This is a genomic window from Bacillus sp. SRB3LM (assembly GCF_015712745.1).
Taxonomy (GTDB): domain Bacteria; phylum Bacillota; class Bacilli; order Bacillales; family Bacillaceae_G; genus Bacillus_A; species Bacillus_A thuringiensis_K.
The window spans coordinates 239,010-262,325 of sequence record NZ_VWVQ01000017.1; the positions used below are offsets into that span (position 1 = coordinate 239,010).

The following is a 23,316-nucleotide window of genomic DNA, read 5'->3' on the forward strand; positions in this document are numbered from 1 at the left end:
ATGCTTTCTTTCCTCAACATTCTCATTTATGTAACTTTTTTCATATAAATTTCTTTTTTGTTCACACATATACATATAAAAAGGATGGTGATGGAAAATGCAGGGTGGAATGAATCCTTATTTACACAACGTACGCACAGCTAATACTGGTAAAGAAGCTACTATTACTGTACAAGGCGAAGGCATTGTCAAAGCAAAACCGAATGTTGTTATATTAACGCTTGGCATTCGAACAGATGATAAAAATGTAAAACAGGCTCAAGAAGAAAATGCAGTGCAATCCAAACAATTGCTGGATGCACTTAAACAGCTTGGTATTGCCGATAAAGATATAGAAACGATTTCTTATACGATCACTCCTCAATACGAATATGTAAATGATAAAGCATTGCTACAAGGATACCGCGTGGAGCATTTGTATGAAATTACCGTTTTAAATGTACAAAAAGCTGGGGAAGTATATGATATAGCCGTTTCAAATGGCGCAAATGTAGCAAAAGGTTTACGTTTCCGAGTATCTCATCCAAATAAATATTATGAGCAAGCTCTCATTCAAGCTCTGCACCAAGCAGTAGAAAAAGCTCGTGCTATTGCGAGTACATATAATTTAAATATTAATCCTGTTCCCCTCTCATTCGTTGAAGAATCTGCCCAATTACCAAGGGAGGTTACGTCTTATGCTACTTTACATGCACAAGCAGCCCCGCCCATTCAATCGGGTGAATTAGAAATCATTTCATCCATACGGGCTATTTTTACGTATTTATAACGAATTCTCTTTATAAGTAAACGTTATCATTTTACTTGTTGTAAAAACATGATGTTCTGATATAATAAAGAACGGTGAGCTCTTACAAAAGAGATATCACGGGTGGGAGAGGGATATGAAAAAGAAGGTTTAACATGAAAGGAATACTTGAAAGAACATTTAAATTAGGTTTACACGAAACATCACCAAAACAAGAAGTTTTAGCTGGAGTTACGTCATTTTTCACAATCGTATATATTATGATTGTAAATGCGTCAATCTTATCAGATGCTGGCATTCCTCTTGAAGCTGGAATTTTAGCAACTGTTTTTAGTTCATTTGTCGGATGTCTACTCATGGCATTTTGGGCAAATGCACCTGCTATTCTTGTCCCGGGTATGGGTGTAAATGCATTCTTTACGTACACAGCTGTGCATACGCTTGGACTAACTTGGCAAGAAGCATTGGCTGCTGTCTTTATCTCTGGTATTATTTTTGCAATTGCCGCTTTTACACCAATCGCTCGCGTGCTATCAGTATCAATTCCAAAGTCATTAAAGGAAGCGATTACTGTCGGCATCGGATTATTTTTAGCGTTTATCGGATTGCAAAAAGGTGGTTTAGTCGTTTCGAACCCAAATACTGCTGTGGCAATGGGGAAATTAAGTAATCCTGTCGTTCTTGCGACATTACTTACTCTTATCATTGCACTTGTATTATTTATTCGTAACGTACGTGGAAACTTTTTATGGACAATTGCAATAGGAACTGGTATCGCATGGCTATTTGGTCTTGTGGATACGAGTCAAGTGGGAAATAGTTCATTCTCATTCGCTAATTACGGTGATGTGTTTGGAGCTATGTCATTTGAGAAACTTTCCTCCTTACCATTTTGGATTGCAACATTCTCTTTAAGCATGGTGCTTATTTTTGAGAATATGGGACTTCTGCACGGTTTATTAGAAGATGATCGTAAATTCCCACGTGCTTACCAAGCCAATGCAATTTCAGCAATGACATGTGGTCTATTTGGCACAAGTCCTACCGTTTCAACAGTAGAAAGTGCCGCAGGTATTACTGCAGGTGGTAAGACAGGTCTGACGTCTATCGTTACTGGGTTGCTATTCTTTGCATCACTGTTTGCTCTTCCATTTGTCAAATTAATTCCTGATAGTGCCATTGCACCAATCTTAATTATTATTGGCGGTCTAATGATTACAAGCATTCAACAAATTCCTCTGAATGACTTTTCAGAAGGATTTCCAGCATTCTTAATTATCGTTATGATCCCGCTCACATATAGTATCGCTGATGGCATTGCGTTCGGATTTATTGCTTACCCTATCTTAAAAGTTGCTCTTGGAAAGCGTAAAGAAGTCGCACCATCTATGTATATCATTACATGCTTATTCTTAGCTATGTTTGTATTACATGCTATTGGTTAAGAAAAAACACCGAGGAAATCCTCGGTGTTTTTTTACTTAAACCATCCTTTTTTATAAAACCAGGCCATCATTCCCCCGCCAATTAGTGCCATGATAAGTAGACAAATAAAATAACTATATTGTCCACCAAGCTCTGGCATATGCGTAAAGTTCATTCCATATACTCCCGCAATAAATGTTAATGGCATGAAAATAGTCGAGAATACAGTTAATGTTTTCATAATGTTATTCATATGATGTGAGTTTAATGAAAAATAACTATCCCGAATATCTGCTGTTAACTCTCGGCTTGCCTCAATCATTTCTGTTAGTTTAAGCAAATGATCATGTATATCTTTAAAGTAAATTTCATGATCGCTTATACCGTAAAAACGAGTCGAATTTAAAATACGATATAATAAATCACGCATCGGAATGATTGTACGCCTTAGCTTTGATAAATCTGCACGTATATCAAATACCTCTTCTAATACACTTCCTGCTGTCTCCCCCGTTAAATTATCATCAATTGCATTTAAATGATCCTCAATGTAATATACAGGCGCAAAATAGTCATCTACAATTTGGTCGATAATTGTATGAGCTACGTGTAAAGGACTATTTTTAATACGCTTCTTTTCTCCAAGTGTTTTCCATACTCTTTCGATTGCATTGTTATGAGAAAAGTGGAAAGAAACAATATAACGATCACTAATAAATAAATCGATTTCGTGCGGTTCTAGTCCATCTTCCCCAAATGCATGAAGAACTAAAAAGTTATATCCATCATAAAAATCAACTTTTGGCCTCTGTACATATTCTATACAGTCTTCAATTGCAAGGGGATGGAACTTAAAATGGTCTTGCAGAATATATGTATACTCTTCTTTCGTTGGCTTATATAAATCTAGCCAATACCATACAATATGGTCTTTCTTTGTTTCTTCTAGAGAAACATCATATAATACTTCATCTGTTTTTGTTACTGCACAAATTCTAATCATAATTTCACCCATTATTATTATAAACAAAAAATAGTAAAAAAAGCCAAGGAGAAATCTCCTCAGCTTTTTTTATTACTTCGTTACGATACCGTGTACTAAAGTTGGTGCATCTACGTGTTCTTTAGAGATCTTCATGTTCTCATAAATTTTCGCTTTTACATCTTCAACATTTTCGCGGTTTGCGTAAATTGTAACAAGAGATTCACCCTGCTTCACGCTATCGCCTACTTTTTTGCGCAGCATTAGACCAACTGCTAAATCAATTTCAGACTCTTTCGTTGCACGTCCTGCTCCTAAAAGCATTGCTGCTGTTCCGATTTCGTCTGCAACGATTTCTGATACATATCCGTCTTCTTTCGCTTCCACTTCAATTTTAAATTGTGCTTGTGGCAATTTAGAAGGGTCATCAACAACAGATGCGTCGCCGCCTTGCGCTGATAAGAACGTTTTAAATGATTCTAGCGCTTTTCCGTTGTTCATTACTTCAATTAGCTTTTCACGTGCATCTTCTAAAGATGAAGCTTGTCCAGCAAGGTACACCATTTGACTTCCAAGTGTTAAACATAGCTCTTCTAAATCTTTCGGCCCTTTACCTTGTAATGTATCAATTGCTTCTTGAACTTCTAATGCGTTACCGATAGCTTCACCGAGTGGTTGACTCATATCAGAAATAACTGCCATCGTATTACGACCAACGTTATTACCGATGCGTACCATTGCTTCTGCTAAACGTTTTGCATCTTCATCCGTTTTCATAAATGCACCTGCCCCAGTTTTTACATCAAGAACAATTGCATCTGCACCAGCAGCAATTTTTTTACTCATAATCGAACTTGCAATAAGCGGAATTGAGTTTACTGTTGCTGTTACATCACGAAGTGCATATAGCTTTTTATCAGCAGGTGTTAAGTTACCACTTTGGCCGATAACAGCGATTTTATTTTCATTTACAAGACGCATGAATTCATCGTTTTCAATTTCCACATGGAATCCTGGAACTGCTTCTAATTTATCAATTGTACCACCAGTATGTCCTAAGCCGCGTCCAGACATTTTCGCTACTGGTACATCTAAAGCAGCTACTAATGGACCTAATACAAGTGTCGTTGTATCACCAACACCACCTGTTGAATGCTTATCTACTTTTACACCTTCAATAGCTGATAAGTCGATTGTATCACCGCTATTTACCATTGCCATCGTTAAATCCGCACGCTCTTGATCGTTCATATCTTGGAAGAAAATTGCCATTGCAAGTGAACTTACTTGATAATCAGGAATATTACCATTCGTATATCCTTCAACAATAAAGTTAATTTCTTCTGTCGTTAATGCATGTCCGTCACGTTTTTTTGCAATTAGGTCCACCATTCTCATTGTGAAGTCACCCCTTCATTTGTTTTACGATTGCTTTTACTAATGCTAAGAAGTTAGCTTTAACACGTTCTGTCGTTTCAATTACTTCATCGTGGTGAAGTGGTTGATCTAAAATACCAGCTGCCATATTTGAAATACAAGAAATACCTAATACTTTCATACCAGCATGACGCGCTACAATTACTTCAGGTACTGTTGACATACCAACTGCATCTCCGCCAAGTGTACGAAGCATACGAATTTCAGCAGGTGTTTCATATACAGGACCTGTCATTCCTACGTATACACCTTCTTGTACTTTAATATTTAAGTCTGCTGCAACTTGTTTCGCCATTTCGCGAAGTTCTACTGTATATGATGTAGACATATCAGGGAAACGTACGCCCATTTCAGAATCATTTGGTCCGATTAATGGATTCGTACCCATGAAGTTAATGTGATCTGAAATTAACATAAGATCGCCTGGCTCAAATGATGTATTTACACCACCAGCTGCGTTTGTTACAACTACTGTTTCTACACCTAGTTCTTTCATAACACGAACTGGGAATGTTACTTTTTGCATGTCGTATCCTTCATAGAAGTGGAAACGTCCTTGCATTGCTACTACTGTTACACCTTGAAGTGTACCAAATACTAGTTGACCTGCATGGCCTTCTACAGTTGATACTGGGAATTCAGGGATTTCACTGTAAGGTACTGTTACTGCGTTCTCAATTTCGTCTGCTAATACACCTAGTCCTGACCCAAGGATTAGTCCTACTTGTGGTGTCTCTTGAAATTTCTCTTTTAAGTATGAAGCTGATTTTGTAATAAGTTCACGATTCATTTGTTTATCCCCCTATTTCTTTAGCTCGTTTAAGAAGCTTGTTCCGTATTCTGGCATTTTCACACCGAAGTTTTCTGCTACTGTTGCACCAATATCAGCAAATGTTTGACGAAGTGGTAACTCTTGTCCGCCTTCTTTCATGCTTGGGCTATATGCTAATAATGGTACATATTCACGTGTATGGTCAGTACCAGGGTGAATTGGATCATTACCGTGGTCTGCTGTAATTAATAATAGATCATCTTCTTTTAGTTTTGCGAATACTTCTGGAAGACGTGCATCATATTCTTGCAGAGCTTCTCCGTATCCTTGTGGATCACGGCGGTGGCCGAATAATGCATCAAAGTCAACTAAGTTTAAGAAGCTAAGACCTGTAAAGTCCATATTTAATGTATCTACAAGCTTATCCATTCCATCCATGTTAGACTTCGTACGAAGTGATTCAGTTACCCCTTCACCATCATAGATATCAGAGATTTTACCGATAGCAATTACATCGTAGTCACTATCTTTTAATTCATTCATTACTGTACGGCCGAATGGTTTTAATGCATAGTCATGACGGTTTGGTGTACGTGTAAAGTTTCCAGGTTCACCAACGAATGGACGAGCAATAACACGACCTACCATGTATTTCTCATCTAATGTTAATTCACGTGCAATTTTACAGATTTTATATAACTCATCAAGTGGCACTACTTCTTCGTGTGCTGCAATTTGCAATACGCTATCAGCAGAAGTATAAACGATTAAAGAGCCTGTTTCCATTTGCTCTTGACCAAGTTCATCAAGAATCTCAGTTCCAGAAGCTGGCTTATTACCGATAATTTTACGGCCTGTTTTTTCTTCTAATTCATCAAGTAATTCTTTCGGGAATCCTTCCGGGAACACTTGGAATGGTGTATCAATGTAAAGGCCCATGATTTCCCAGTGACCTGTCATTGTATCTTTACCAGTAGATTTCTCTTGCATTTTTGTGTAATATCCAAGTGGTTTCTCTACTTTAGAGATACCTTTCATTTCTCGAATGTTACCAAGACCTAATTTCACCATGTTAGGCATTTGTAACCCATTCATATGTTCAGCAATGTGACCAATTGTGTCAGATCCTAGATCACCAAATTGCTCAGCATCTGGTGCTTCACCGATTCCCACAGAGTCCATTACGACTAGGAATATACGTTTATATTTATTCATAACTGCGACCTCCTATAAGTTCAGTTCTACTTCTTGTAGTATGTTCAAAACGCTATAAAGTGAAACTGTTATCCAAAAGAATTCTCATTGTCAAACAGTACTTCTTTAAATCATTTTCTAACCTATTTCGTTTACTTGAAACGATTCAAAAACATTTCTAGTTTTTTCTAAGTCAGATGTCAGACATCTGATACTGATATCATAACATGTTTACGCTTTCTTTTTAATACATTTTCGTAGAATTTCTCATTTTCTTCACACTTCTATTGTAATCCATTCTGCAACGAAGTGCTAATTTTTTTATGATTTATTTCTTCATATTAAAAATAAAAAGTAGCTCTAAAGAGCTACTTTTTATTTTACTTCTACCGTTTCTTCTTTATGTTCATGCAATTCGCCTTTTCTTACATGTACTTTCACTTTGTAAGCACCGTTCTCTTTGAAAGTATGTTTCGTTTCATACTCTCCTTTATTCCCTTCTTTCGCTGGAATAAATTCGTGTTTTTCAACACCATCTTTCCAAATCTCTAGTTGTACTTCAGCACCAGTTAATGCTTCTTCTTTTTGCTTCAAATGTACTTTCATTGTAGATTCAGCATTTGCCTTTATGTCTCCAGCCATAAGATGGATCATTGTGTCACTTTTATGATCTCCATGTCCTGCACTGTGATCACTATTTTCTTTTTTCGCATCTTCTACTTTCGCATTTCCTACAGCAACTTTTACTTCTGGCATAACGTGCATTTCACGTGCATTTGTGTGAGCGATAATATGGTATACTCCATCCGTTTCGAATGTTTTCTCGACTGCATAAACACCTTTCCCTTTATGCTTACCATCTAACATCTCGTGTTTTTCGTCGCCATCTTTCCAAATTTCAAACTTTACATCATCAGCATCCGTTACTTTTTCTTTTCCTTGTGTAACAAGTGCTTGTACTTCTGTTTTTTCACCTGGTTTAATTTCTTTCGGATTTGTTTGGACTGCTACTTTTACAGCTTCAAGTTTCTGTTCTTTTTTCGGCTCTTCTTTGTTTGTATTACAGCCAGCCAATGCTAGCATCGCGATAAATAAAGTCATAATCAGTTTTTTCATCATCATTTCCTCCTTTATACTTTATTTAGTATAGAGGAAATACATTGTAATATTCCAGTCTTCTGCTGAAAACAATATACGAAATGTTTGTGAAGTTTCTGTGAAACAGTCTTCCCCTCTTAATCTATAAAAAAAGAGCATAGTAACTATGCTCTCGGATGAAACTGTTTATATACATCTTTTAATCTAGTTTTTGAAACGTGCGTATAGATTTGAGTCGTTGAAATATCTGCATGTCCAAGCATTTCTTGTACAGCACGTAAATCTGCTCCATTTTCTAATAAGTGCGTAGCAAACGAGTGACGCAACGTATGAGGTGTAAGCTCTTTTTCAATATTTGCTTCTTTCGCTAATCGTTTTAATATTTTCCAAAATCCTTGTCTTGATAATCGATTACCATGATGGTTTAAAAAGAGTGCATCTACTACTTTTTTCCCCATTAATTCTCTTCTTCCTTTTTCAATATACTTTTGAATCGCTTCCGTTGCTAAACTTCCTAGTGGAATAATTCTTTCTTTATTCCCTTTCCCTATGCAACGAACAAATCCCATCGTTAAATGTACATCTTCTAAATTGAGTGCAATCAATTCTGAAACACGAAGTCCTGTCGCATACAGTAACTCTAGCATCGCCTTATCACGAATCCCAAAAGCACTTGTCATTTTTGGTGTTTGAAGTAACGCCTCTACTTCATCAACTGATAATACTTTTGGTAATTTCCGTTCCCCTTGTGGCGTTTCAATATGTACGGATGGGTCGTGTTCTACCGCTCGTTCACGCAGTAAAAATTGGTGGAACGAACGAATTGATGCGATATGACGCGCCAATGTTTTCGAAGATTTTCCGTTCTCTTTTAAATACTGCAAAAAGTTAACAATGTGTAAACGGGTCACTTCATGAAAAGTTTTCGTCTGTTCCACATTTTGCAAATACTTTACGTAGCTTTTTAAATCCCGTTCATAAGATACTACTGTATTCTTTGCTAATCCTTTTTCGACAACCATATAATGAATAAAATCTTTTAATTGATCTTCCACTCTACACTACTCCCCATTTTCATAGAAAAACATCATTCTATTTACGAAAGCATCCTTTGCCGGTTCTTCATTCCCTGATACTTTTTCTACAGTCTCTTCTTTAGGTTTTTCATAACGATGATAGCTTTCATATTCTTCATTTATCCATAGTATAGCGAAATAAAACAAAATCGTACAACTTGTAAATAATAAAAATACTTTTATTCCATCAAAAGTTAATTTTAAAGCTCGGCGCATTGTAAATTCCTCCAAAATATAAGTTATTACAACATATGCCAAGCTTTCACCTATTTATACCTTATTCAAATAAAAAACCTCTTCCTAGATAAATAGGAAAAGGTTATTTTTCATCCGTTTCATTTTCTTGACAATTTTTACAAATCCCATGGAATGTTAAACGATGATCTTTCACCTTAAAGCTCCAGTCTCGTTCTACTTTCCTTTCCACTTCACCAAGTAAATCTTCTTGTATTTCTTGTACAGCACCACATTGTGTACAAATCAAATGATGGTGGAAACGCTGCGCACCTTCTTGGCGTAAGTCATAGCGTGAAACACCGTCTCCGAAGTTAATCTTATCGACAACTTTTAACTCAGATAATAGTTCTAAAGTTCGATAGACGGTTGCTAATCCGATCTCTGGCGACTTTTCTTTTACAAGGAGGTAAACATCTTCTGCGCTTAAATGATCTTCTTCATTTTCTAGCAGCACACGAACTGTTGCTTCACGTTGCGGTGTTAATTTGTAGCTCGCTGCATGTAATTGCTTCTTAATTCGTTCAATTCTTTCTTCCATTCGGTACTACTCCCTCCTCGCCACTCTTACACCATTATATCAGAAGAAGGGCTTCTGTCAAAAGAAAAAACAATAAAAACAAATTGATAATTATTCTCAAAAAGTATTTATTTTTTATTAATAGCCTCAACGACTTCTTTCATTAAAACTGGTGATGCGTAAGCCTCCACACTAGAAGCAAGTGCTAACACCACTCCAATTACGAGAAAGAAGCATGTATAACGGATTAATAATGGTAATAGTGGTTCGGTTATTTTTCTAATAAATTGATGCCTAATCATCCGTAAAGAAAAACTTGCAGCAATGGTTGTCATAACGAGAAAGACTGGAATGATAATTAAATTTTGTGGCAAAACAGATACAAATGCTAATAATAGTCCATTCCATCCATGCTGACTTACTAAAAAACCAACTGTAAATCCGACGACAACTCCTTTTACAAATAATAAAATAAAAATAAGTGGTAATCCAATAATTGAAATTCCTAAAATCCAAATAAATCCGATGTATTTTAATTGCGAAAAGTAACTTTCTCGAAACATTTCGCCCGCAATGGCAAATTCTCCTTTAGAGACTTGTCCAAAAAAACGTTGTAAATAAAATGATAAATCTTGTTTTTGATTGATTTGTAAACTATTCACAAGAATGGCTCCGAATATTACTCCCATCAATAATAAAACAGCGTTAAATATATATAATGAAGAGTTTTCCTGTATGTGAGACATTACACGGTCTTGCCAATTTTTTCGCCACATTTTTCTTCCCTCCGTTCACGCTCTTATTAAAAATGTATGAAAGAAAGAAAAAAGTATGACGAATTAGCATTGAAATTCCGCTCTACTTTGCTAAACTAAAAAGTAGAGAATAGGAGGGATTTCTCTTGAAACCATTATTATTAGATTTTCCAACATTATTTCAAACTGAACGCTTGCAAGTTCGTAAACCATTTCCAGGTGATGGTGCCGAAGTATATGAAGCAATCCAAGCTTCTCTAGAAGACTTAGTACCGTGGATACCAATTAACGCTGAAACAGAAGAGAGTGCTGAAGAAATTGTTCGCGAAGCTCACGGACAGTTTTTACTTCGTGAAACACTTGATTTTCACTTATATGATAAAGTATCTGGTACATTCATCGGAGCAATTACACTAAAGCCTGAAAACTGGGATATTCCAAAGTTTTCACTTCACTTCTGGCTACATAGTGCCTATACAAAACAAGGCTATATGACCGAAGCTGTTAAAGGTGCGATTCAGTTCGCCTTTGATAAACTAGGCGCTAGAAGAATTGAAATTCGTACTGATGCAACAAATATAAATGCATGTAGCTTAGCAGAACGTCTAGAATTCATTCTAGAAGGTACAATGGAAAATGATTTCCTAGCACCAGATGGTAGCTTACGTGATGCACGTGTATATGCAAAAATCAATTAAAAAACACTCGCCTTTGGCGAGTGTTTATCTTTGTAGTTGTAAATATTGTACTGCAAACATCGTCTTCGCATCATGAATACGAAGATCTTTCATAAGAGTAATCGCTTCTTCTAACGATACTTCCATTAATTCCACAAACTCATCTTCATCTAACTCAGCTTTATTTTCTTTTTTTGTCAAACCTGTCGCTTTATATACATATAAAATTTCATCTGCGAATCCTGGAGATGTATAGAAAGAAGTAATGAGCTCCATATTTTCACATACATATCCTGTTTCCTCTTCTAATTCACGAACTGCTGTCACCTCAGGTTTTTCACCGGGTTCTAACTTGCCGGCTGGAATTTCTATAATCGCCTTTTCAAGCGCTTTACGATACTGCTCAACAAGTACCATTTTCCCCTCATCAGTAATAGCAATAATAGCAACTGCACCAGGGTGATTTACAATTTCACGTTTACTCATTGCTCCATTTGGTAATACTACATCATCAACACGAACTTTTATAACTCTACCATCAAAAATTGGCTCAGTTTTTACTGTTCTCTCTGCAAGATTACTCATACTACTTCATCTCCCTGTTCTATTTCCTATTCTTTCCTCATACATTTTACCACATTGAAAGGAGCGTGATAGAAATGAAAGTTTATATTTTACCAAATCGCGTCACTTTAGTCGGAAAAGCATGGCAAATTCGCCATAAGCTAAAACAATATGGCAAAGAGTATACAACTGTACAAGAGTGGATTACAGCAAATAAAAAGTAAACGTTTGTCAACCTCTTTTCCCTTTCGTACAATAAAGGTAAGGAGGTTGACCTATGAAAAAACGTCAATTAGGAAACTCAGATTTATTTGTGACAGAAATGGGACTTGGCTGTATGTCTCTCGGTACATCTGAAACAGAAGCCCTGCGTATTATCGATGGAGCAATCGATTTAGGAATCAATTTTTTTGATACAGCAGATTTATATGATTACGGATTAAACGAAGAATTTGTTGGAAAAGCATTAAAAGGAAAACGAAACCAAATTGTTCTTACAACAAAGGTTGGAAATCGATGGACAGAAGAAAAAAACGGCTGGTCCTGGGATCCTTCTAAGAATTACATAAAGGCTGAAGTGAAAGAAAGTTTACGTAGACTTCAAACTGATTATATTGATCTTTATCAACTTCACGGCGGAACGATTGAAGATCCTATAGATGAAACAATTGAAGCCTTTGAAGAATTAAAAAAAGAAGGTATCGTTCGCCATTACGGTATTTCTTCTATACGTCCAAATGTCATCCGTGAATATGCACAACGTTCAAATATCGTTAGTGTACTAATGGAATATAGCCTTTTAAATCGTCGTCCAGAAGAATGGTTCCCCCTTCTGAATGAACACCAAATTAGCGTCATTGCCCGCGGGCCACTTGCAAAAGGAATTTTAACTGACAACAATGCAAGAAAAATAGAAAGAGTAAAGGAAAAGGATTATCTCTCTTATTCTTACGATGAATTACATACAACTCTAGCGAGTGTAAAAGAAACGATTGGAGAGCGCTCTTTAACAGGAACAGCTATTCAATATTGCTTACATAATAAGACTGTTGCAGCTGTTATACCTGGTGCAAGCTCTATTCAACAATTACAAGAAAATGTACAGGCTAGTAAACAAACACAGTTAACAACAGAAGAATATATACAGCTTCAGCAAATCGCTAAATGTGATACCTACGCTTTACATCGTTAAAAAGACGCTACCAGTATGGTAGCGTCTTTTTATAACGTATCATATTTATCAGGATTCGTTCCTACATGTAAATTACGATTTAACGTATTAATTTGAGTCATCTCTTCTTCCGTTAGTGAAAAGTCAAAGATAGAAAAATTCTCCTGAATGCGAGATGGTGTAACAGATTTAGGAATGGTCACAATCCCGCTTTGAATATCCCACCTTAATATAACTTGCGCAGGTGTTTTTTCATATTTAGTAGCAATGGCCTGAATAATCGGGTGCTGAAATACTTCTCCGCCTCTCATTAATGGACTCCATGCTTCCATTTGAATTTGCTCACCTTGACAGAAATTACGCAACTCAAATTGCGTCAACATCGGATGAAGTTCCACTTGGTTTACCATCGGCTTTATTTTGCAATTAGGTAATAGCAGTTCTAAATGTTGTTTATGGAAATTCGAAACACCAATCGCGCGCACTTTACCTTCTTCATACAATTTCTCCAAAGCTCGGTACGTATCAACATACTTCCCTCTTACCGGCCAATGTATTAAATATAAATCTACATAGTCCATTTGTAATTTTTTCAAACTCTTTTCAAACGCCTCAAGTGTTTCCTCGTATCCTTGATCGTCGTTCCAAACTTTTGTTGTAATAAAGATGTCTTCTCTCGGAATTCCTGATTCACGAACCGCTTCTCCGACACCGCTTTCATTTTCATATACAGTTGCTGTATCAATCGAACGGTATCCAACTTCTAACGCTGTTTTTACTGCTTGTTTTACTTCGTCGCCTTCTTTCGCTTTATAAACGCCTAAACCAATCATCGGCATTTTTACGCCATTATGAAGTGTAGTTGTTGGAATGTGCACAGTCGTCTCCCTTTCATTATTACATTTTTTATAAGCCACCACTTTATTTGAACAAGATTCAACCAAAAAGTCAAAACATATGTACAGTTTACATAATAAATTTATACATATTCAAAAATAATGCGAACTCATTCATTCACGTTATTTTCTATCCATTTCTTCGCTTTTTCATCAACATTACGTACAAACTCAGTTTTCCCTTCTGAATATAACGCACCATCATATGTATACTTTTCAGCTAATTCTTTCTTTAAAGTTGCATATGCCTCAGCTTCTTCACAATGAGCCATCATATAATCACGAAATGCTAAATGCCTTACTATCTCTGGATTTCCTTTTTCAAACACGTGTAAATGATACGAGCGTTTTTCTTCAGTTCCATGAATAAAATACCGGCGTCTTGGAATACCATTTTCCCCTTTTACGATGTAACCAAGCTCTATAAATCGTTCATTCCACCTATCTACTCTATCGATACTCTCTACTTCCATAATCATATCTATAATTGGTTTAGCTGCCAGTCCTGGCACTGACGTACTTCCAATATGATGAATTTTCACTGTTTCTGGCATCGCAGATTTTAATCTTTCAGCCTCTATTTGAAACTTTTCACCCCAATGATTTTCATGCGGAACAACTACAATTTTTCTCATTCTAACTCCCCTTTTCTTACAAGCTCGTCAAAAAAATGATCAGCGTTATTTCACTGATCATTTTCGTTATTATTTAAAGTCTTTCCAAGTAAGGTTACTTTCACTTAACAGTTCTTCAAATGATTTATTCTTTTCACGTTCTTTTTGTTCTTGACGCTTTCTTTCCAGTTCTGCTGCCTCTTTTTTCTCTTCTCTCACTTGCAATTCTTTCTTCTTACTCTTTAATTGCTGCATAAGTGAATCGTTTAATTGATCACCTAATGTAAGAGATTCTTTCTTTGGTTGATTCACTTGCGATTGTCTTTGCATTTGTCTTTGTTTCTTTTTCTTCATGCTGCTCACCTTTTACTTTTTTCTCCATTATAGTAGATACACCATGAAATCGACAACAAAAAAGGGACGTTACTCTATTATTCACTTTTTGTAAATATGTTAATTTTTTGAAAAAACTAAATTTTTATATAGATATACTCCTATGAATCTATTAAAATTATGTCGTATGATGTCAGATTATAAAAAAAGGAGAATTATATTATGTGGAAAAAAATCATTCCTGCTGTTGCCGTTTTAAGCACCATTACTTTTTCAACCGTATTCGCCGCTCCCCCATCTCAGAATCCAGCTGAACAAAACCGCTACATAGACGTACAAATGCTTGGTATTAATGATCTCCATGGACAACTAGATACTGTTAAAAAAATCAATAATAAAGAAGCTGGTGGCGCTGATTACTTAGCTACTTATTTAAAAGAACATAAAAAACAAAACCCTAATACACTTCTCGTACATGCTGGTGATATCGTCGGAGCTAGTCCACCAGTTTCAGCATTATTACAAGATGAACCGACGATTGAATTTTTAAATGACTTAAAATTTGATGTCGGTACAATCGGGAACCATGAATTTGATGAAGGCATTGATGAAATGAAACGCCTCATTTACGGTGGATATCATGAAAAAACAGGGAATTTCAAAGGTGCTAACTTCCCCTATGTAGCTGCTAACTTCTATAACAAATCAACTGGCCGCTTATTTTTACCACCATTTACTATAAAAATGGTAGATGGTGTTCCTGTAGGATTCATTGGGGTTGTTACAACTGATACACCAAATGTCGTTATGCCTACGATGCTTAAAAATGTACAAATTACTGATGAAGTAGAAGCAATTAATAAATCAACACAACAATTAAAACGCCTCGGCGTTAAATCTATCGTCCTTCTTGCTCATGTCGGTGGAACAACCGATGAGTCTGGGATAACAAATGGCGATCTTACTCGAATTGCAAATGAAACAGACTCAGAAGTTGATGTTATTTTCGGTGGACATAGTCATACGTATGTAAATGGTACAGTAAATAATAAACTAATTGTCCAAGCAAATTCATACGGAACGGCTTTCTCAGACGTGGATGTAACAATTGATCGTAAAACAAAGGATATTGTAAAGAAAAAAGCTGAAGTTGTTACAACGTATCATGAAGGTGTAGAACCTGATAAACAAGTAAAGAAAAAACTAGATCAATATAAAGAAAAAATCGCACCACTTGTAAATGAAGTAGTCGGAAAATCTACAGCACCTATCGACCGTAAACAAAATGATGCTGGTGAATCCACTCTTGGAAATTTAGTTGCCGATGCTCAGCGTCAAACGATGCAAACCCAAATCGCCCTCATGAATCCTGGTGGCATTCGTAATGACTTAGATGCTGGTGATATTACGTGGGGTGAGTTATACGGCATTCAACCTTTTGGAAATCAATTGATTAAAGTAGATTTAACAGGTCAAGACATTGGCGATATTTTAAATCAGCAATGGCAAAAAGGAACAACAAGAATGCTTCAAATTTCAGGTATTCAATATACGTGGGATGCAAATAAACCAAACGGTGAAAAAGTTACAAATATACGTTTAACAAACGGAGAAGAATTATCTCCATCTACAACGTATAGCGTAGTTGCAAATGCCTTCTTAGCTTCTGGCGGTGACGGATTTGTATCATTTAAAAATGGTAAAAATGCAGAAACTGGTCCAAACGACTTTGAAGCGTTAGTCGATTACGTAAAACAATTAAAAGAACCCATTCAGCCAGTTATTGATGGAAGAATTCAAAAAGTAAATTAAGTGTTTCTCTAATAATAAATTTCATTTTTCACACCATAAAGGATTTGTACTGATCCTCTATTTTATACGTAATATACATCATAAAAAGGATACTCGTTCTTCCAATGAACATAGTATCCTTTTCTTTAGTTATCAAAATGTGATGCTTTGTCAACTTCATATTGCTGTAAAAATTGTTGCAACGCTTCTTCTACAAGTTTAGATTTTTGAATTCCTTTCGATTCTGATATAAGGTCCAATCTTGCTAATATTTCTGTATTAATAGAAAAGGTTCGTCTCTTTTTCTCTGTACTTTTACTCACAATTGGTGCAATTACTTCTTCTCTTTTTCTTAATAACTCATAAATGCTTTGTAATTGCTCATAAATTAATAATTGATAATCTGTTTTCTCATATTGAAGGGCGGTCGCTTCTTGGAGTTGTAAGTGACGTGGTTCTTCTCCATCTCCTACAAAAATACGTTTCTTCTGCTCTCCATCATATTCATATCCAATCAATCTTAATTTCTTCGATAATGTATACGGGCTTATTTCAAGACGCTTTGCTATAATAGCGATGGATTCCCGTCTATTTAAACCATCTATAATTTCTCCAATCGTCACAATTTCCCTCCTCCCGTGTTGAAATGACACTAGTATGGTATGTTACAATGATTTTCTAACAGTATATGCAAAATGAATAGCCTGTGCGATTCATACGATTTCACAAAAGGAGGTTTTCAATATGCTTTTTCGTAGCTACACCCCTCAGTTCTATAACGAAAACAAACAACTCATTCCTAATAGTATCGCTACGATAGAAAGCGTTATGATTAATAATCGAAAACAAACTCTCCTTATGCGTGGGCAAAACGTAGAGCAGCCTATTTTATTATGCTGTCACGGCGGACCTGGGATGGCACAAATCGGATTTATTCGCCATTTTCAAAAAGAATTAGAGAAGCAATTTATTGTTATTAATTGGGATCAGCGCGGGGCTGGTAAATCCTTTTCAATGAAAGATTTCGGAGCAAATTTCACAATCGAACAATTCGTTTCCGATGCAAAAGAAGTGATTCAATATGTACTTAAAAGGTTCAACAAACAAAAACTATTTCTCGCTGGTCATTCTTGGGGAAGTATTATTGGGCTTAACATAGCACATCAATATCCAAAGTATATCCAGGCTTACATCGGTATTGGGCAAATTGTACATATGAAACAAAATGAAGAATTGCTATATCAACATTTAATTCATTCTGCCAAAAAACATGATCATAAAAAAGCATTAGCTTCCCTTTTAAAATTAGGCAAACCACCATTTTTAGATACGAGACGTCTCATTATTCAAAGAAAGTGGCTTGGCACATTTGGAGGCGCAATCCAAAACGGATCTTCCTTCTCTTTCATACGAAAAGGTTTCTTTTCTCCTGAGTATACGCTATTAGATTGGTTCAAGTTTCTCGCAGGAAATTTAAAATCTGGCGTTTTATGGGAAGAAATGCTGACAATCGATTTCTTTTCTTCTATCTCAAGTTTATCTATTCCAGTTTATTTTTGTTCTGGTCGCTATGATTATCAAACTCCTTATGCACTCGTTCAGGAATATTGCGATATTATTGAAGCGCCTATAAAAAAGATGATCTGGTTCCCAAATTCAGCACATTCTCCTGATTTAGAAGAACCAGAATTATTCGCCAATTCTTTGCAATCAATTAAACAAGAGCTAGCTTTTCAGCATTAGTAACAAAAGGCTCTTTTACATTTCATAGAAAACATTTTATAATAATATGTCGCAAGTATGTATAAACATAGCAAAATGTTTCATATTTACTTGTCTTAACAGAATAAAAATTTAGGGAGATTACATTTATTATGAACGCTGTACTCGTCGCAGTAGCAATTATGCTATTGCTTAGTTTGTTACGTGTCCAGGTCATTGTCGCCATCATTGTTGGAGCTTTAACAGGCGGAATTATCGGCGGACTCGGTATCTCAGAAACAATTAACACTTTTACAACTGGTCTTGGAAACAGTGCTCCAATCGCTTTAAGTTATGCAATGCTTGGTGGTTTCGCTATTTCCCTTTCCAAAACAGGACTTCCAGATGCTATGATTCAAACTGCATTAAAATGGATTGGCAATGAACAAGACACGAAAAAACAAATTTATTCTAAAATACTTATTTTATTCATTATTTTAACGATGGCTTGTTTCTCACAAAATGTGATTCCTGTTCACATTGCTTTCATCCCCATCTTAATTCCAGCACTTTTAAAAGTATTAAATGAGCTGAAAGTGGATCGCAGACTTGTCACATGTATTATTACATTTGGATTGATTACTCCTTATATGTGGATCCCTGCAGGGTTCGGAAAAATTTATCATGACGTATTACAAACCAACGCTGCGCAAAGCGGCCTTACATTCGATGTCACACTTATTCCAAAAGCAATGACTATTCCAGCAATCGGTATGATTATTGGATTATGTGTAGCGGTATTCATTACGTACCGAAAACCTCGTACGTATGAAACAGAACAAATTCATACTACCGAAAATGAAATCGTTCCCTATACAAAACGTAGCATTACTTTCGGGTTATTATCTATCATTGCTACATTAACTGTTCAATTAACTACAGAATCAATGATTTTCGGTGCTTTAGCAGGTATTATCGTCTTATCAGTTAGTGGCAGTCTACCACTTAAAGAAGCAGATGCGATATTAACAAGCGGAATGCGTATGATGTCCTTTATTGGCTTTGTTATGATCGCTGCCGCTGGATTCGGCGCTGTTCTTCGAAAAACAGGACATGTTGAATCTCTGGTGCAAACGAGTGCACATATAATCGGAAATAACAAACCACTCGCTGCATTTCTTATGCTCGTTATTGGACTTCTCGTCACGATGGGAATTGGTTCATCCTTTTCAACCATCCCTATCTTAACAACCATTTTTGTACCTCTTTGCATTCAGCTTGGATTTAGTCCAATGGCCACAATTGCAATTATCGGTACAGCCGGAGCGCTAGGTGACGCAGGATCTCCAGCATCGGATAGTACCCTTGGACCAACATCCGGTTTAAATGCTGATAGTCAGCACCATCATATATGGGATACATGTGTACCCACTTTTCTACATTACAATATACCGTTACTTATATTTGGCTTTATTGCCGCAATTACATTATAAAAAGGTGCGTATAAAACGCACCTTTTACTTTTTTATTTTTCCTTTTAATTGTTGAAAAGCTACTTTTCCGTTATCTTTGACACTGCTTTCAATTGTCGATAGTGATGAACCTATCCATTCACACTCTATGCTCCCATTCGGTCCAACAATTTTTAATTTATTTGGTATATGTATATTTAGAAATCTCGCTGACCGAATTAACTCAATAGCAATCTGATCACTTGAGGCTACAATTCCATCTATATACGGATTGTTTTGCAATAATGTAATAAATTGTTTATTTGTATACCCTTGTACACATTCTTCTCGATAAGAGATTCCTTCATCCCAAACAGCGTCTAAAAACCCTGCTATATGATTTTCCATTTCTTCACTTTCTTCTCCCCCACCGAAATATGCAAGAAAGTGACACCCTTTCTCTTTTAATAAAGAAACAGCTCTCTGTCCACTTTCATAATAATTTCCATGTGATTGTTGCTCATCAATCACAACAAACGGAAATGGAATTTCTCCTATACTTTTAAAAACTGCTCTTGTCAAAATAACACCTGCAATATTATTTTGCTTCAGCATATGTATGTATCTATCTTTATTCTCTATATTACAAATAATGATTTGATAGCCTTCTTTATATGCTATTTCCTCAATACAATGTAGCAAAGTGATGTTTGATGGATTACTTAAATTATCTACAAGTAATGCAATTATCGTTGAATTCTCTTTAAATAGTGGCTTCGCTGCACTGTTTGGCCTATAACGTAATTCTTCAATTGCTTCCTTTACTTGTTTTACTGTGTCCTCATGAACGTATCCTTTTTCATTAATAACTCGTGAAACGGTTGCGACTGAAACACCTGCCAATTTTGCAACATCACGTATAGTTGCCACATCGTCACCCCTTAATATGGTAATAGATTACAATTTTACGGTAACCTAAATTACACTCACCGTCAAGATTAATGACTTATATTTCTGAAAATTGTTACATCATTTCACTAAACGATACTCCAACTGAATTTCATGTAAAATTGGGATATTATCATATCCAATACGTGGAATTTCTTTCTTTATTTTTCGTGCCTCCTCTACCGCATTCACATATAAATTAGTCATTACAAAATTACGTTTTTGGTAAAATCGTAACGCATTCATATTATCATTTGTTGTAATAAGCCAGACCTGGCTGCACCGTTCTTCTTCTGCAACTTGTAATACACAATCCACAAGTTTCGTCCCTATTCCTTTTCTTTCTTCAAAGCTATCCAGCGATACAATTTCGCACATATTTCCGCTCACTTCATACGTTACAATTCCGATTATTCTGTCATCTAAGAGCGCAACAAAACCTGGCAACTCTTCTAACTGATGTCCCTTACCACGTGAAATCATCAATGAACTTCCCCAGTTCTCACACATGAACATTCGGATTGTTTCTTTCATCGCTGACGTAATTTTTTGTATATGCAGCATTTCCTATTTCTCCCCTTTTATATCATTGTGATACAATATAAGTGTATCACATGTAACGGTATTTGGAGGATGAGGTAAAGTATGAAACGTTTTTTTGCAGCATTGTTTACTATACTAGGTGCAATAACTGCCCTTGGGATTTTCTTTACAAATAAAGTGATGTACTTAAAGAAAAAAACAGAGGAAGAAGTACTCGAAAGAGAAACGAAAAAACATTTTCGTATAGAGGATTTTGATGCTCTTCATAAAGAAGAAATTCATATCCCTTCTCAATTCGGATACGACCTTCACGGATATTACATTCCTGCTGGTCACTCCAATAAGTTTATGGTTTTTTGCCACGGTGTAACTGTAAATAAAATAAACTCTGTAAAATATGCAAACTTATTCTTAAAAAGGGGATATAACGTCCTCATTTACGATCATCGTCGTCATGGTAAAACTGGCGGAAAAACAACAAGCTATGGATACTATGAAAAACATGATTTAAAATCCGTAGTTGACTGGCTAAAAAACCGTTTTGGCACCAATATTACACTTGGTATTCATGGTGAATCTATGGGAGCTGCAACACTTCTTCAATACGCAGGACTTTTAGAAGATGGTGCTGATTTCTATATTGCAGATTGTCCTTTCTCTGATTTTCACGGACAATTACAGCACCGTTTAAAGGTTGAATTCCATTTACCAAAATGGCCTTTATTACCTTTAGCAAACGCATTTTTGAAAGTTCGTGACGGTTATACAATTCGTGAAGTTTCACCAATCGACTGTATAAAAAATATTAACAATCCCGTTCTCTTTATTCATAGTAAAGATGACGACTATATTTTAGCTGATATGACAAAAGCGTTATATGAAGCGAAAGAAAATAATAAACAACTTTATATTGCAGAACACGGTGCACACGCTTGCTCTTATAACGAAAATAAAGAAGAATACGAAGCAGCCGTCGATCAATTTTTAAACACCTATGTGAAAGAAACAAAAAACAGGCTTGCATAAGCCTGTTTTTTATTGCGCTAAAACGTCTGTAACTTGTTCCATATTTTCAGAAATCCATTGCATTGCATCATCTAACGTTGGGAATTCTGTCGTTTGAAATGTTACTTCATCTTGAAGTAACCAAACATCCTTTGCCTCTTGCCCTACACCTGCAATGGACCAATGTAACAAACTATATGGATGATTATCATTCAAAAATGATGCCCACGTGCGCTCATTTGCAATATTTCGTAATGTATGTAATTGTTTATCCATCTCTCGTCACCTTACTCTAGTCAGTTATGAAAACTATTATAACACTCTCTTCTTTCTCAAACAAAGTGCTCTTTTTTCCCCGCTATTTGCGGGCAGTAAAACTCTCACCTCAAAATTCGGCTGAAACAAAGAAGTTAGGTGGGAGATTAACTGCCCCTAAAAGCCCGATTGGTTCAACTAATAATTAGTGGGGGATGCCTTCCCCACTAATTAAAGTTTCACTTTATATTGCCAAGCACTTCCCTTGATTATATGATGAAATTAAGCGTTTGGGAAGGAGGGATAACGTTGGCAAAAGTACAAATTAAAGTAAATGATAATGGCTCTTTTCGCGTTACAGGGGACGTGGAATTAGTCGACTCACAAGGGAATGTATTCCCAGCAAAACCGGCATTTTCTTTATGCCGTTGTGGTTTATCAAAAAATATGCCTTATTGCGACGCTTCGCATAAAGGTAAATTCGAGTCTGTTGTTAGAGCACCAGAGGCAGAATAATTTTACATGTGACATGCACATTTTTTTGTGCATGTTTTTTCTTTTTAGCAACTCCGTTATATCCCTTCTCCTTACAACATTTCTAATACTTTTATTTCCATTCCAGCCTGCATATATTTTCACACAATTCTTCACATTCGAATATTTTTTACTAGCCTTTTATTTTTTTTGTGCTATAATTTGAGCAAACAGCATCCTTCGGGGTCGGGTGAAATTCCCAACCGGCGGTGATGAAGTGAAAACTTCTAAGTCCGTGACCCGTTTTCAACTCGAAAACGGTGGATCTAGTGAAACTCTAGGGCCGACAGTATAGTCTGGATGGGAGAAGGATATGTTTCTAGTTTTTTATATAGTGAATACACTTTTATTTCAGTATGCATATTTTTAAAGATTCATTTTGATTCTTTATATATGTTTAATTTTCTATACTTATTTTTTATACTGAAATAAAAAGAGACAACTAGCGTTTAAAAATTCGATATTTTGCTAGGTTTTTTCCTTATGCAGAAATATCAATTATCGTTAGGTTTCTTTCCTATGCTTTCGTATTCAAACTATATTTCTAGAAATCACGTCTCCCAAACCCCAAGGATATTAAATCCTTGGGGTT

General features: G+C 35.9%; 27 protein-coding genes and 1 riboswitch. Of the genes, 10 read left to right on the forward strand and 17 right to left on the reverse strand.

Annotated features, from left to right (window positions below; genetic code table 11):
* The first annotated feature begins 97 nt into the window (after positions 1 to 97).
* Both F3I02_RS12195 and F3I02_RS12200 read left to right on the forward strand, forming a co-directional pair.
* Positions 98 to 769 carry an SIMPL domain-containing protein gene (locus F3I02_RS12195; protein WP_001161437.1) on the forward strand — a complete coding sequence of 224 codons (672 nt, stop codon included), beginning with the start codon at positions 98 to 100 and terminating at the stop codon, positions 767 to 769.
* 134 nt (positions 770 to 903) lie between these two features.
* Positions 904 to 2,193 (forward strand): NCS2 family permease, encoded by a 1,290-nt coding sequence (locus F3I02_RS12200; protein WP_000676239.1) that lies wholly within the window; start codon positions 904 to 906, stop codon positions 2,191 to 2,193.
* 32 nt (positions 2,194 to 2,225) lie between these two features.
* Here F3I02_RS12200 and corA read toward each other — a convergent pair whose 3' ends face one another.
* The 9 genes from corA to spoIIM all read right to left on the reverse strand — a co-directional run bounded on the left by corA (position 2,226) and on the right by spoIIM (position 10,232).
* Positions 2,226 to 3,188, reverse strand: coding sequence for a magnesium/cobalt transporter CorA (gene corA / locus F3I02_RS12205; protein WP_002000765.1), 963 nt, complete (start codon positions 3,186 to 3,188; stop codon positions 2,226 to 2,228).
* Between the two features lie 60 nt (positions 3,189 to 3,248).
* Positions 3,249 to 4,553: a pyrimidine-nucleoside phosphorylase gene (locus tag F3I02_RS12210; protein WP_001243086.1), complete on the reverse strand. Its 1,305-nt coding sequence runs from the start codon at positions 4,551 to 4,553 to the stop codon at positions 3,249 to 3,251.
* Positions 4,554 to 4,560: 7 nt separating this feature from the next.
* Complete coding sequence (locus F3I02_RS12215) at positions 4,561 to 5,382, reverse strand: purine-nucleoside phosphorylase (protein WP_001078446.1); 822 nt, start codon at positions 5,380 to 5,382, stop codon at positions 4,561 to 4,563.
* A 12-nt stretch (positions 5,383 to 5,394) separates the two neighbouring features.
* Entirely contained in the window at positions 5,395 to 6,579 is a 1,185-nt protein-coding gene (gene deoB / locus F3I02_RS12220) for a phosphopentomutase (RefSeq protein ID WP_001046079.1), read from the reverse strand.
* 354 nt (positions 6,580 to 6,933) lie between these two features.
* Positions 6,934 to 7,674 (reverse strand): FixH family protein, encoded by a 741-nt coding sequence (locus F3I02_RS12225; RefSeq protein WP_000733670.1) that lies wholly within the window; start codon positions 7,672 to 7,674, stop codon positions 6,934 to 6,936.
* A 146-nt stretch (positions 7,675 to 7,820) separates the two neighbouring features.
* Positions 7,821 to 8,711: a site-specific tyrosine recombinase XerD gene (xerD, locus tag F3I02_RS12230; protein WP_000390088.1), complete on the reverse strand. Its 891-nt coding sequence runs from the start codon at positions 8,709 to 8,711 to the stop codon at positions 7,821 to 7,823.
* Positions 8,712 to 8,717: 6 nt separating this feature from the next.
* The gene (locus F3I02_RS12235) at positions 8,718 to 8,948 is read right to left on the reverse strand and encodes a YqzK family protein (RefSeq protein ID WP_001250432.1); all 231 of its coding nucleotides are present in this window, start codon (positions 8,946 to 8,948) and stop codon (positions 8,718 to 8,720) included.
* 103 nt (positions 8,949 to 9,051) lie between these two features.
* On the reverse strand, positions 9,052 to 9,507 hold the full coding sequence (gene fur, locus F3I02_RS12240) for a ferric iron uptake transcriptional regulator (protein ID WP_000392657.1): 456 nt from the start codon (positions 9,505 to 9,507) through the stop codon (positions 9,052 to 9,054).
* Between the two features lie 107 nt (positions 9,508 to 9,614).
* Positions 9,615 to 10,232 carry a stage II sporulation protein M gene (gene spoIIM, locus F3I02_RS12245; protein ID WP_013142149.1) on the reverse strand — a complete coding sequence of 206 codons (618 nt, stop codon included), beginning with the start codon at positions 10,230 to 10,232 and terminating at the stop codon, positions 9,615 to 9,617.
* Positions 10,233 to 10,387: 155 nt separating this feature from the next.
* Between spoIIM and F3I02_RS12250 the strand changes: the two genes are divergently transcribed.
* Positions 10,388 to 10,939, forward strand: coding sequence for a GNAT family N-acetyltransferase (locus tag F3I02_RS12250; RefSeq protein ID WP_000803479.1), 552 nt, complete (start codon positions 10,388 to 10,390; stop codon positions 10,937 to 10,939).
* 24 nt (positions 10,940 to 10,963) lie between these two features.
* Here F3I02_RS12250 and F3I02_RS12255 read toward each other — a convergent pair whose 3' ends face one another.
* Complete coding sequence (locus F3I02_RS12255) at positions 10,964 to 11,503, reverse strand: NUDIX hydrolase (protein ID WP_000067044.1); 540 nt, start codon at positions 11,501 to 11,503, stop codon at positions 10,964 to 10,966.
* A 74-nt stretch (positions 11,504 to 11,577) separates the two neighbouring features.
* On the opposite strand from F3I02_RS12255, the gene mciZ reads away from it, so the two are divergent.
* The gene (gene mciZ / locus F3I02_RS12260; RefSeq protein ID WP_000870295.1) at positions 11,578 to 11,706 is read left to right on the forward strand and encodes a Z-ring formation inhibitor MciZ; all 129 of its coding nucleotides are present in this window, start codon (positions 11,578 to 11,580) and stop codon (positions 11,704 to 11,706) included.
* A gap of 53 nt (positions 11,707 to 11,759) precedes the next feature.
* Positions 11,760 to 12,674, forward strand: coding sequence for an aldo/keto reductase (gene lolS, locus F3I02_RS12265; protein ID WP_000747201.1), 915 nt, complete (start codon positions 11,760 to 11,762; stop codon positions 12,672 to 12,674).
* 29 nt (positions 12,675 to 12,703) lie between these two features.
* Here lolS and F3I02_RS12270 read toward each other — a convergent pair whose 3' ends face one another.
* The 3 genes from F3I02_RS12270 to F3I02_RS12280 form a co-directional block, all read right to left on the reverse strand.
* Positions 12,704 to 13,531, reverse strand: a complete 828-nt coding sequence (locus F3I02_RS12270; protein ID WP_000548006.1) for an aldo/keto reductase — start codon at positions 13,529 to 13,531, stop codon at positions 12,704 to 12,706.
* A 128-nt stretch (positions 13,532 to 13,659) separates the two neighbouring features.
* On the reverse strand, positions 13,660 to 14,184 hold the full coding sequence (locus tag F3I02_RS12275; protein ID WP_001227167.1) for a GrpB family protein: 525 nt from the start codon (positions 14,182 to 14,184) through the stop codon (positions 13,660 to 13,662).
* Between the two features lie 69 nt (positions 14,185 to 14,253).
* A complete protein-coding gene (locus tag F3I02_RS12280; RefSeq protein ID WP_000727559.1) occupies positions 14,254 to 14,517 on the reverse strand; it encodes a YqkE family protein in 264 nt (87 codons plus the stop codon).
* A gap of 201 nt (positions 14,518 to 14,718) precedes the next feature.
* Here F3I02_RS12280 and F3I02_RS12285 point away from each other — a divergent pair, with 201 nt between their 5' ends.
* Positions 14,719 to 16,308: a bifunctional metallophosphatase/5'-nucleotidase gene (locus tag F3I02_RS12285; protein ID WP_196478024.1), complete on the forward strand. Its 1,590-nt coding sequence runs from the start codon at positions 14,719 to 14,721 to the stop codon at positions 16,306 to 16,308.
* Between the two features lie 125 nt (positions 16,309 to 16,433).
* On the opposite strand, the gene F3I02_RS12290 is transcribed toward F3I02_RS12285, so the two are convergent.
* A complete protein-coding gene (locus tag F3I02_RS12290; RefSeq protein ID WP_000151930.1) occupies positions 16,434 to 16,910 on the reverse strand; it encodes a ribbon-helix-helix domain-containing protein in 477 nt (158 codons plus the stop codon).
* 121 nt (positions 16,911 to 17,031) lie between these two features.
* On the opposite strand from F3I02_RS12290, the gene F3I02_RS12295 reads away from it, so the two are divergent.
* Both F3I02_RS12295 and F3I02_RS12300 read left to right on the forward strand, forming a co-directional pair.
* Positions 17,032 to 18,030: an alpha/beta fold hydrolase gene (locus F3I02_RS12295; RefSeq protein WP_000898976.1), complete on the forward strand. Its 999-nt coding sequence runs from the start codon at positions 17,032 to 17,034 to the stop codon at positions 18,028 to 18,030.
* 131 nt (positions 18,031 to 18,161) lie between these two features.
* The gene (locus F3I02_RS12300; RefSeq protein WP_196478025.1) at positions 18,162 to 19,481 is read left to right on the forward strand and encodes a Na+/H+ antiporter family protein; all 1,320 of its coding nucleotides are present in this window, start codon (positions 18,162 to 18,164) and stop codon (positions 19,479 to 19,481) included.
* A gap of 24 nt (positions 19,482 to 19,505) precedes the next feature.
* Here the strand turns inward: F3I02_RS12300 and F3I02_RS12305 are convergent, their stop codons facing one another.
* Together F3I02_RS12305 and F3I02_RS12310 are read right to left on the reverse strand one after the other, a co-directional pair.
* Complete coding sequence (locus F3I02_RS12305) at positions 19,506 to 20,369, reverse strand: LacI family DNA-binding transcriptional regulator (RefSeq protein WP_196478026.1); 864 nt, start codon at positions 20,367 to 20,369, stop codon at positions 19,506 to 19,508.
* Positions 20,370 to 20,468: 99 nt separating this feature from the next.
* A complete protein-coding gene (locus F3I02_RS12310) occupies positions 20,469 to 20,951 on the reverse strand; it encodes a GNAT family N-acetyltransferase (protein ID WP_000902443.1) in 483 nt (160 codons plus the stop codon).
* Between the two features lie 81 nt (positions 20,952 to 21,032).
* On the opposite strand from F3I02_RS12310, the gene F3I02_RS12315 reads away from it, so the two are divergent.
* The gene (locus F3I02_RS12315) at positions 21,033 to 21,956 is read left to right on the forward strand and encodes an alpha/beta hydrolase (RefSeq protein WP_000819229.1); all 924 of its coding nucleotides are present in this window, start codon (positions 21,033 to 21,035) and stop codon (positions 21,954 to 21,956) included.
* A gap of 9 nt (positions 21,957 to 21,965) precedes the next feature.
* Here F3I02_RS12315 and F3I02_RS12320 read toward each other — a convergent pair whose 3' ends face one another.
* Entirely contained in the window at positions 21,966 to 22,211 is a 246-nt protein-coding gene (locus F3I02_RS12320; protein WP_000360793.1) for a DUF2552 family protein, read from the reverse strand.
* A gap of 288 nt (positions 22,212 to 22,499) precedes the next feature.
* Here F3I02_RS12320 and F3I02_RS12325 point away from each other — a divergent pair, with 288 nt between their 5' ends.
* Positions 22,500 to 22,706: a CDGSH iron-sulfur domain-containing protein gene (locus F3I02_RS12325; RefSeq protein WP_001151582.1), complete on the forward strand. Its 207-nt coding sequence runs from the start codon at positions 22,500 to 22,502 to the stop codon at positions 22,704 to 22,706.
* A gap of 190 nt (positions 22,707 to 22,896) precedes the next feature.
* Positions 22,897 to 23,040, forward strand: a riboswitch (FMN riboswitch).
* Positions 23,041 to 23,316 lie beyond the last annotated feature (276 nt).

Excerpts from the sequence above, each read along its gene's own strand:
- F3I02_RS12255 (WP_000067044.1), bottom strand. The coding sequence starts at position 11,503 with ATGAGTAATCTTGCAGAGAGAACAGTAAAAACTGAGCCAATTTTTGAT.
- F3I02_RS12275 (WP_001227167.1), bottom strand. The coding sequence starts at position 14,184 with ATGAGAAAAATTGTAGTTGTTCCGCATGAAAATCATTGGGGTGAAAAG.
- F3I02_RS12195 (WP_001161437.1), top strand. The coding sequence starts at position 98 with ATGCAGGGTGGAATGAATCCTTATTTACACAACGTACGCACAGCTAAT.
- F3I02_RS12210 (WP_001243086.1), bottom strand. The coding sequence starts at position 4,553 with ATGAGAATGGTGGACCTAATTGCAAAAAAACGTGACGGACATGCATTA.
- corA (WP_002000765.1), bottom strand. The coding sequence starts at position 3,188 with ATGGGTGAAATTATGATTAGAATTTGTGCAGTAACAAAAACAGATGAA.
- F3I02_RS12320 (WP_000360793.1), bottom strand. The coding sequence starts at position 22,211 with ATGGATAAACAATTACATACATTACGAAATATTGCAAATGAGCGCACG.
- F3I02_RS12225 (WP_000733670.1), bottom strand. The coding sequence starts at position 7,674 with ATGAAAAAACTGATTATGACTTTATTTATCGCGATGCTAGCATTGGCT.
- F3I02_RS12215 (WP_001078446.1), bottom strand. The coding sequence starts at position 5,382 with ATGAATCGTGAACTTATTACAAAATCAGCTTCATACTTAAAAGAGAAA.
- F3I02_RS12285 (WP_196478024.1), top strand. The coding sequence starts at position 14,719 with ATGTGGAAAAAAATCATTCCTGCTGTTGCCGTTTTAAGCACCATTACT.
- F3I02_RS12280 (WP_000727559.1), bottom strand. The coding sequence starts at position 14,517 with ATGAAGAAAAAGAAACAAAGACAAATGCAAAGACAATCGCAAGTGAAT.
- F3I02_RS12235 (WP_001250432.1), bottom strand. The coding sequence starts at position 8,948 with ATGCGCCGAGCTTTAAAATTAACTTTTGATGGAATAAAAGTATTTTTA.
- F3I02_RS12200 (WP_000676239.1), top strand. The coding sequence starts at position 904 with ATGAAAGGAATACTTGAAAGAACATTTAAATTAGGTTTACACGAAACA.
- F3I02_RS12315 (WP_000819229.1), top strand. The coding sequence starts at position 21,033 with ATGAAACGTTTTTTTGCAGCATTGTTTACTATACTAGGTGCAATAACT.
- F3I02_RS12310 (WP_000902443.1), bottom strand. The coding sequence starts at position 20,951 with ATGCTGCATATACAAAAAATTACGTCAGCGATGAAAGAAACAATCCGA.
- F3I02_RS12300 (WP_196478025.1), top strand. The coding sequence starts at position 18,162 with ATGAACGCTGTACTCGTCGCAGTAGCAATTATGCTATTGCTTAGTTTG.
- F3I02_RS12295 (WP_000898976.1), top strand. The coding sequence starts at position 17,032 with ATGCTTTTTCGTAGCTACACCCCTCAGTTCTATAACGAAAACAAACAA.
- spoIIM (WP_013142149.1), bottom strand. The coding sequence starts at position 10,232 with ATGTCTCACATACAGGAAAACTCTTCATTATATATATTTAACGCTGTT.
- deoB (WP_001046079.1), bottom strand. The coding sequence starts at position 6,579 with ATGAATAAATATAAACGTATATTCCTAGTCGTAATGGACTCTGTGGGA.
- fur (WP_000392657.1), bottom strand. The coding sequence starts at position 9,507 with ATGGAAGAAAGAATTGAACGAATTAAGAAGCAATTACATGCAGCGAGC.
- lolS (WP_000747201.1), top strand. The coding sequence starts at position 11,760 with ATGAAAAAACGTCAATTAGGAAACTCAGATTTATTTGTGACAGAAATG.
- mciZ (WP_000870295.1), top strand. The coding sequence starts at position 11,578 with ATGAAAGTTTATATTTTACCAAATCGCGTCACTTTAGTCGGAAAAGCA.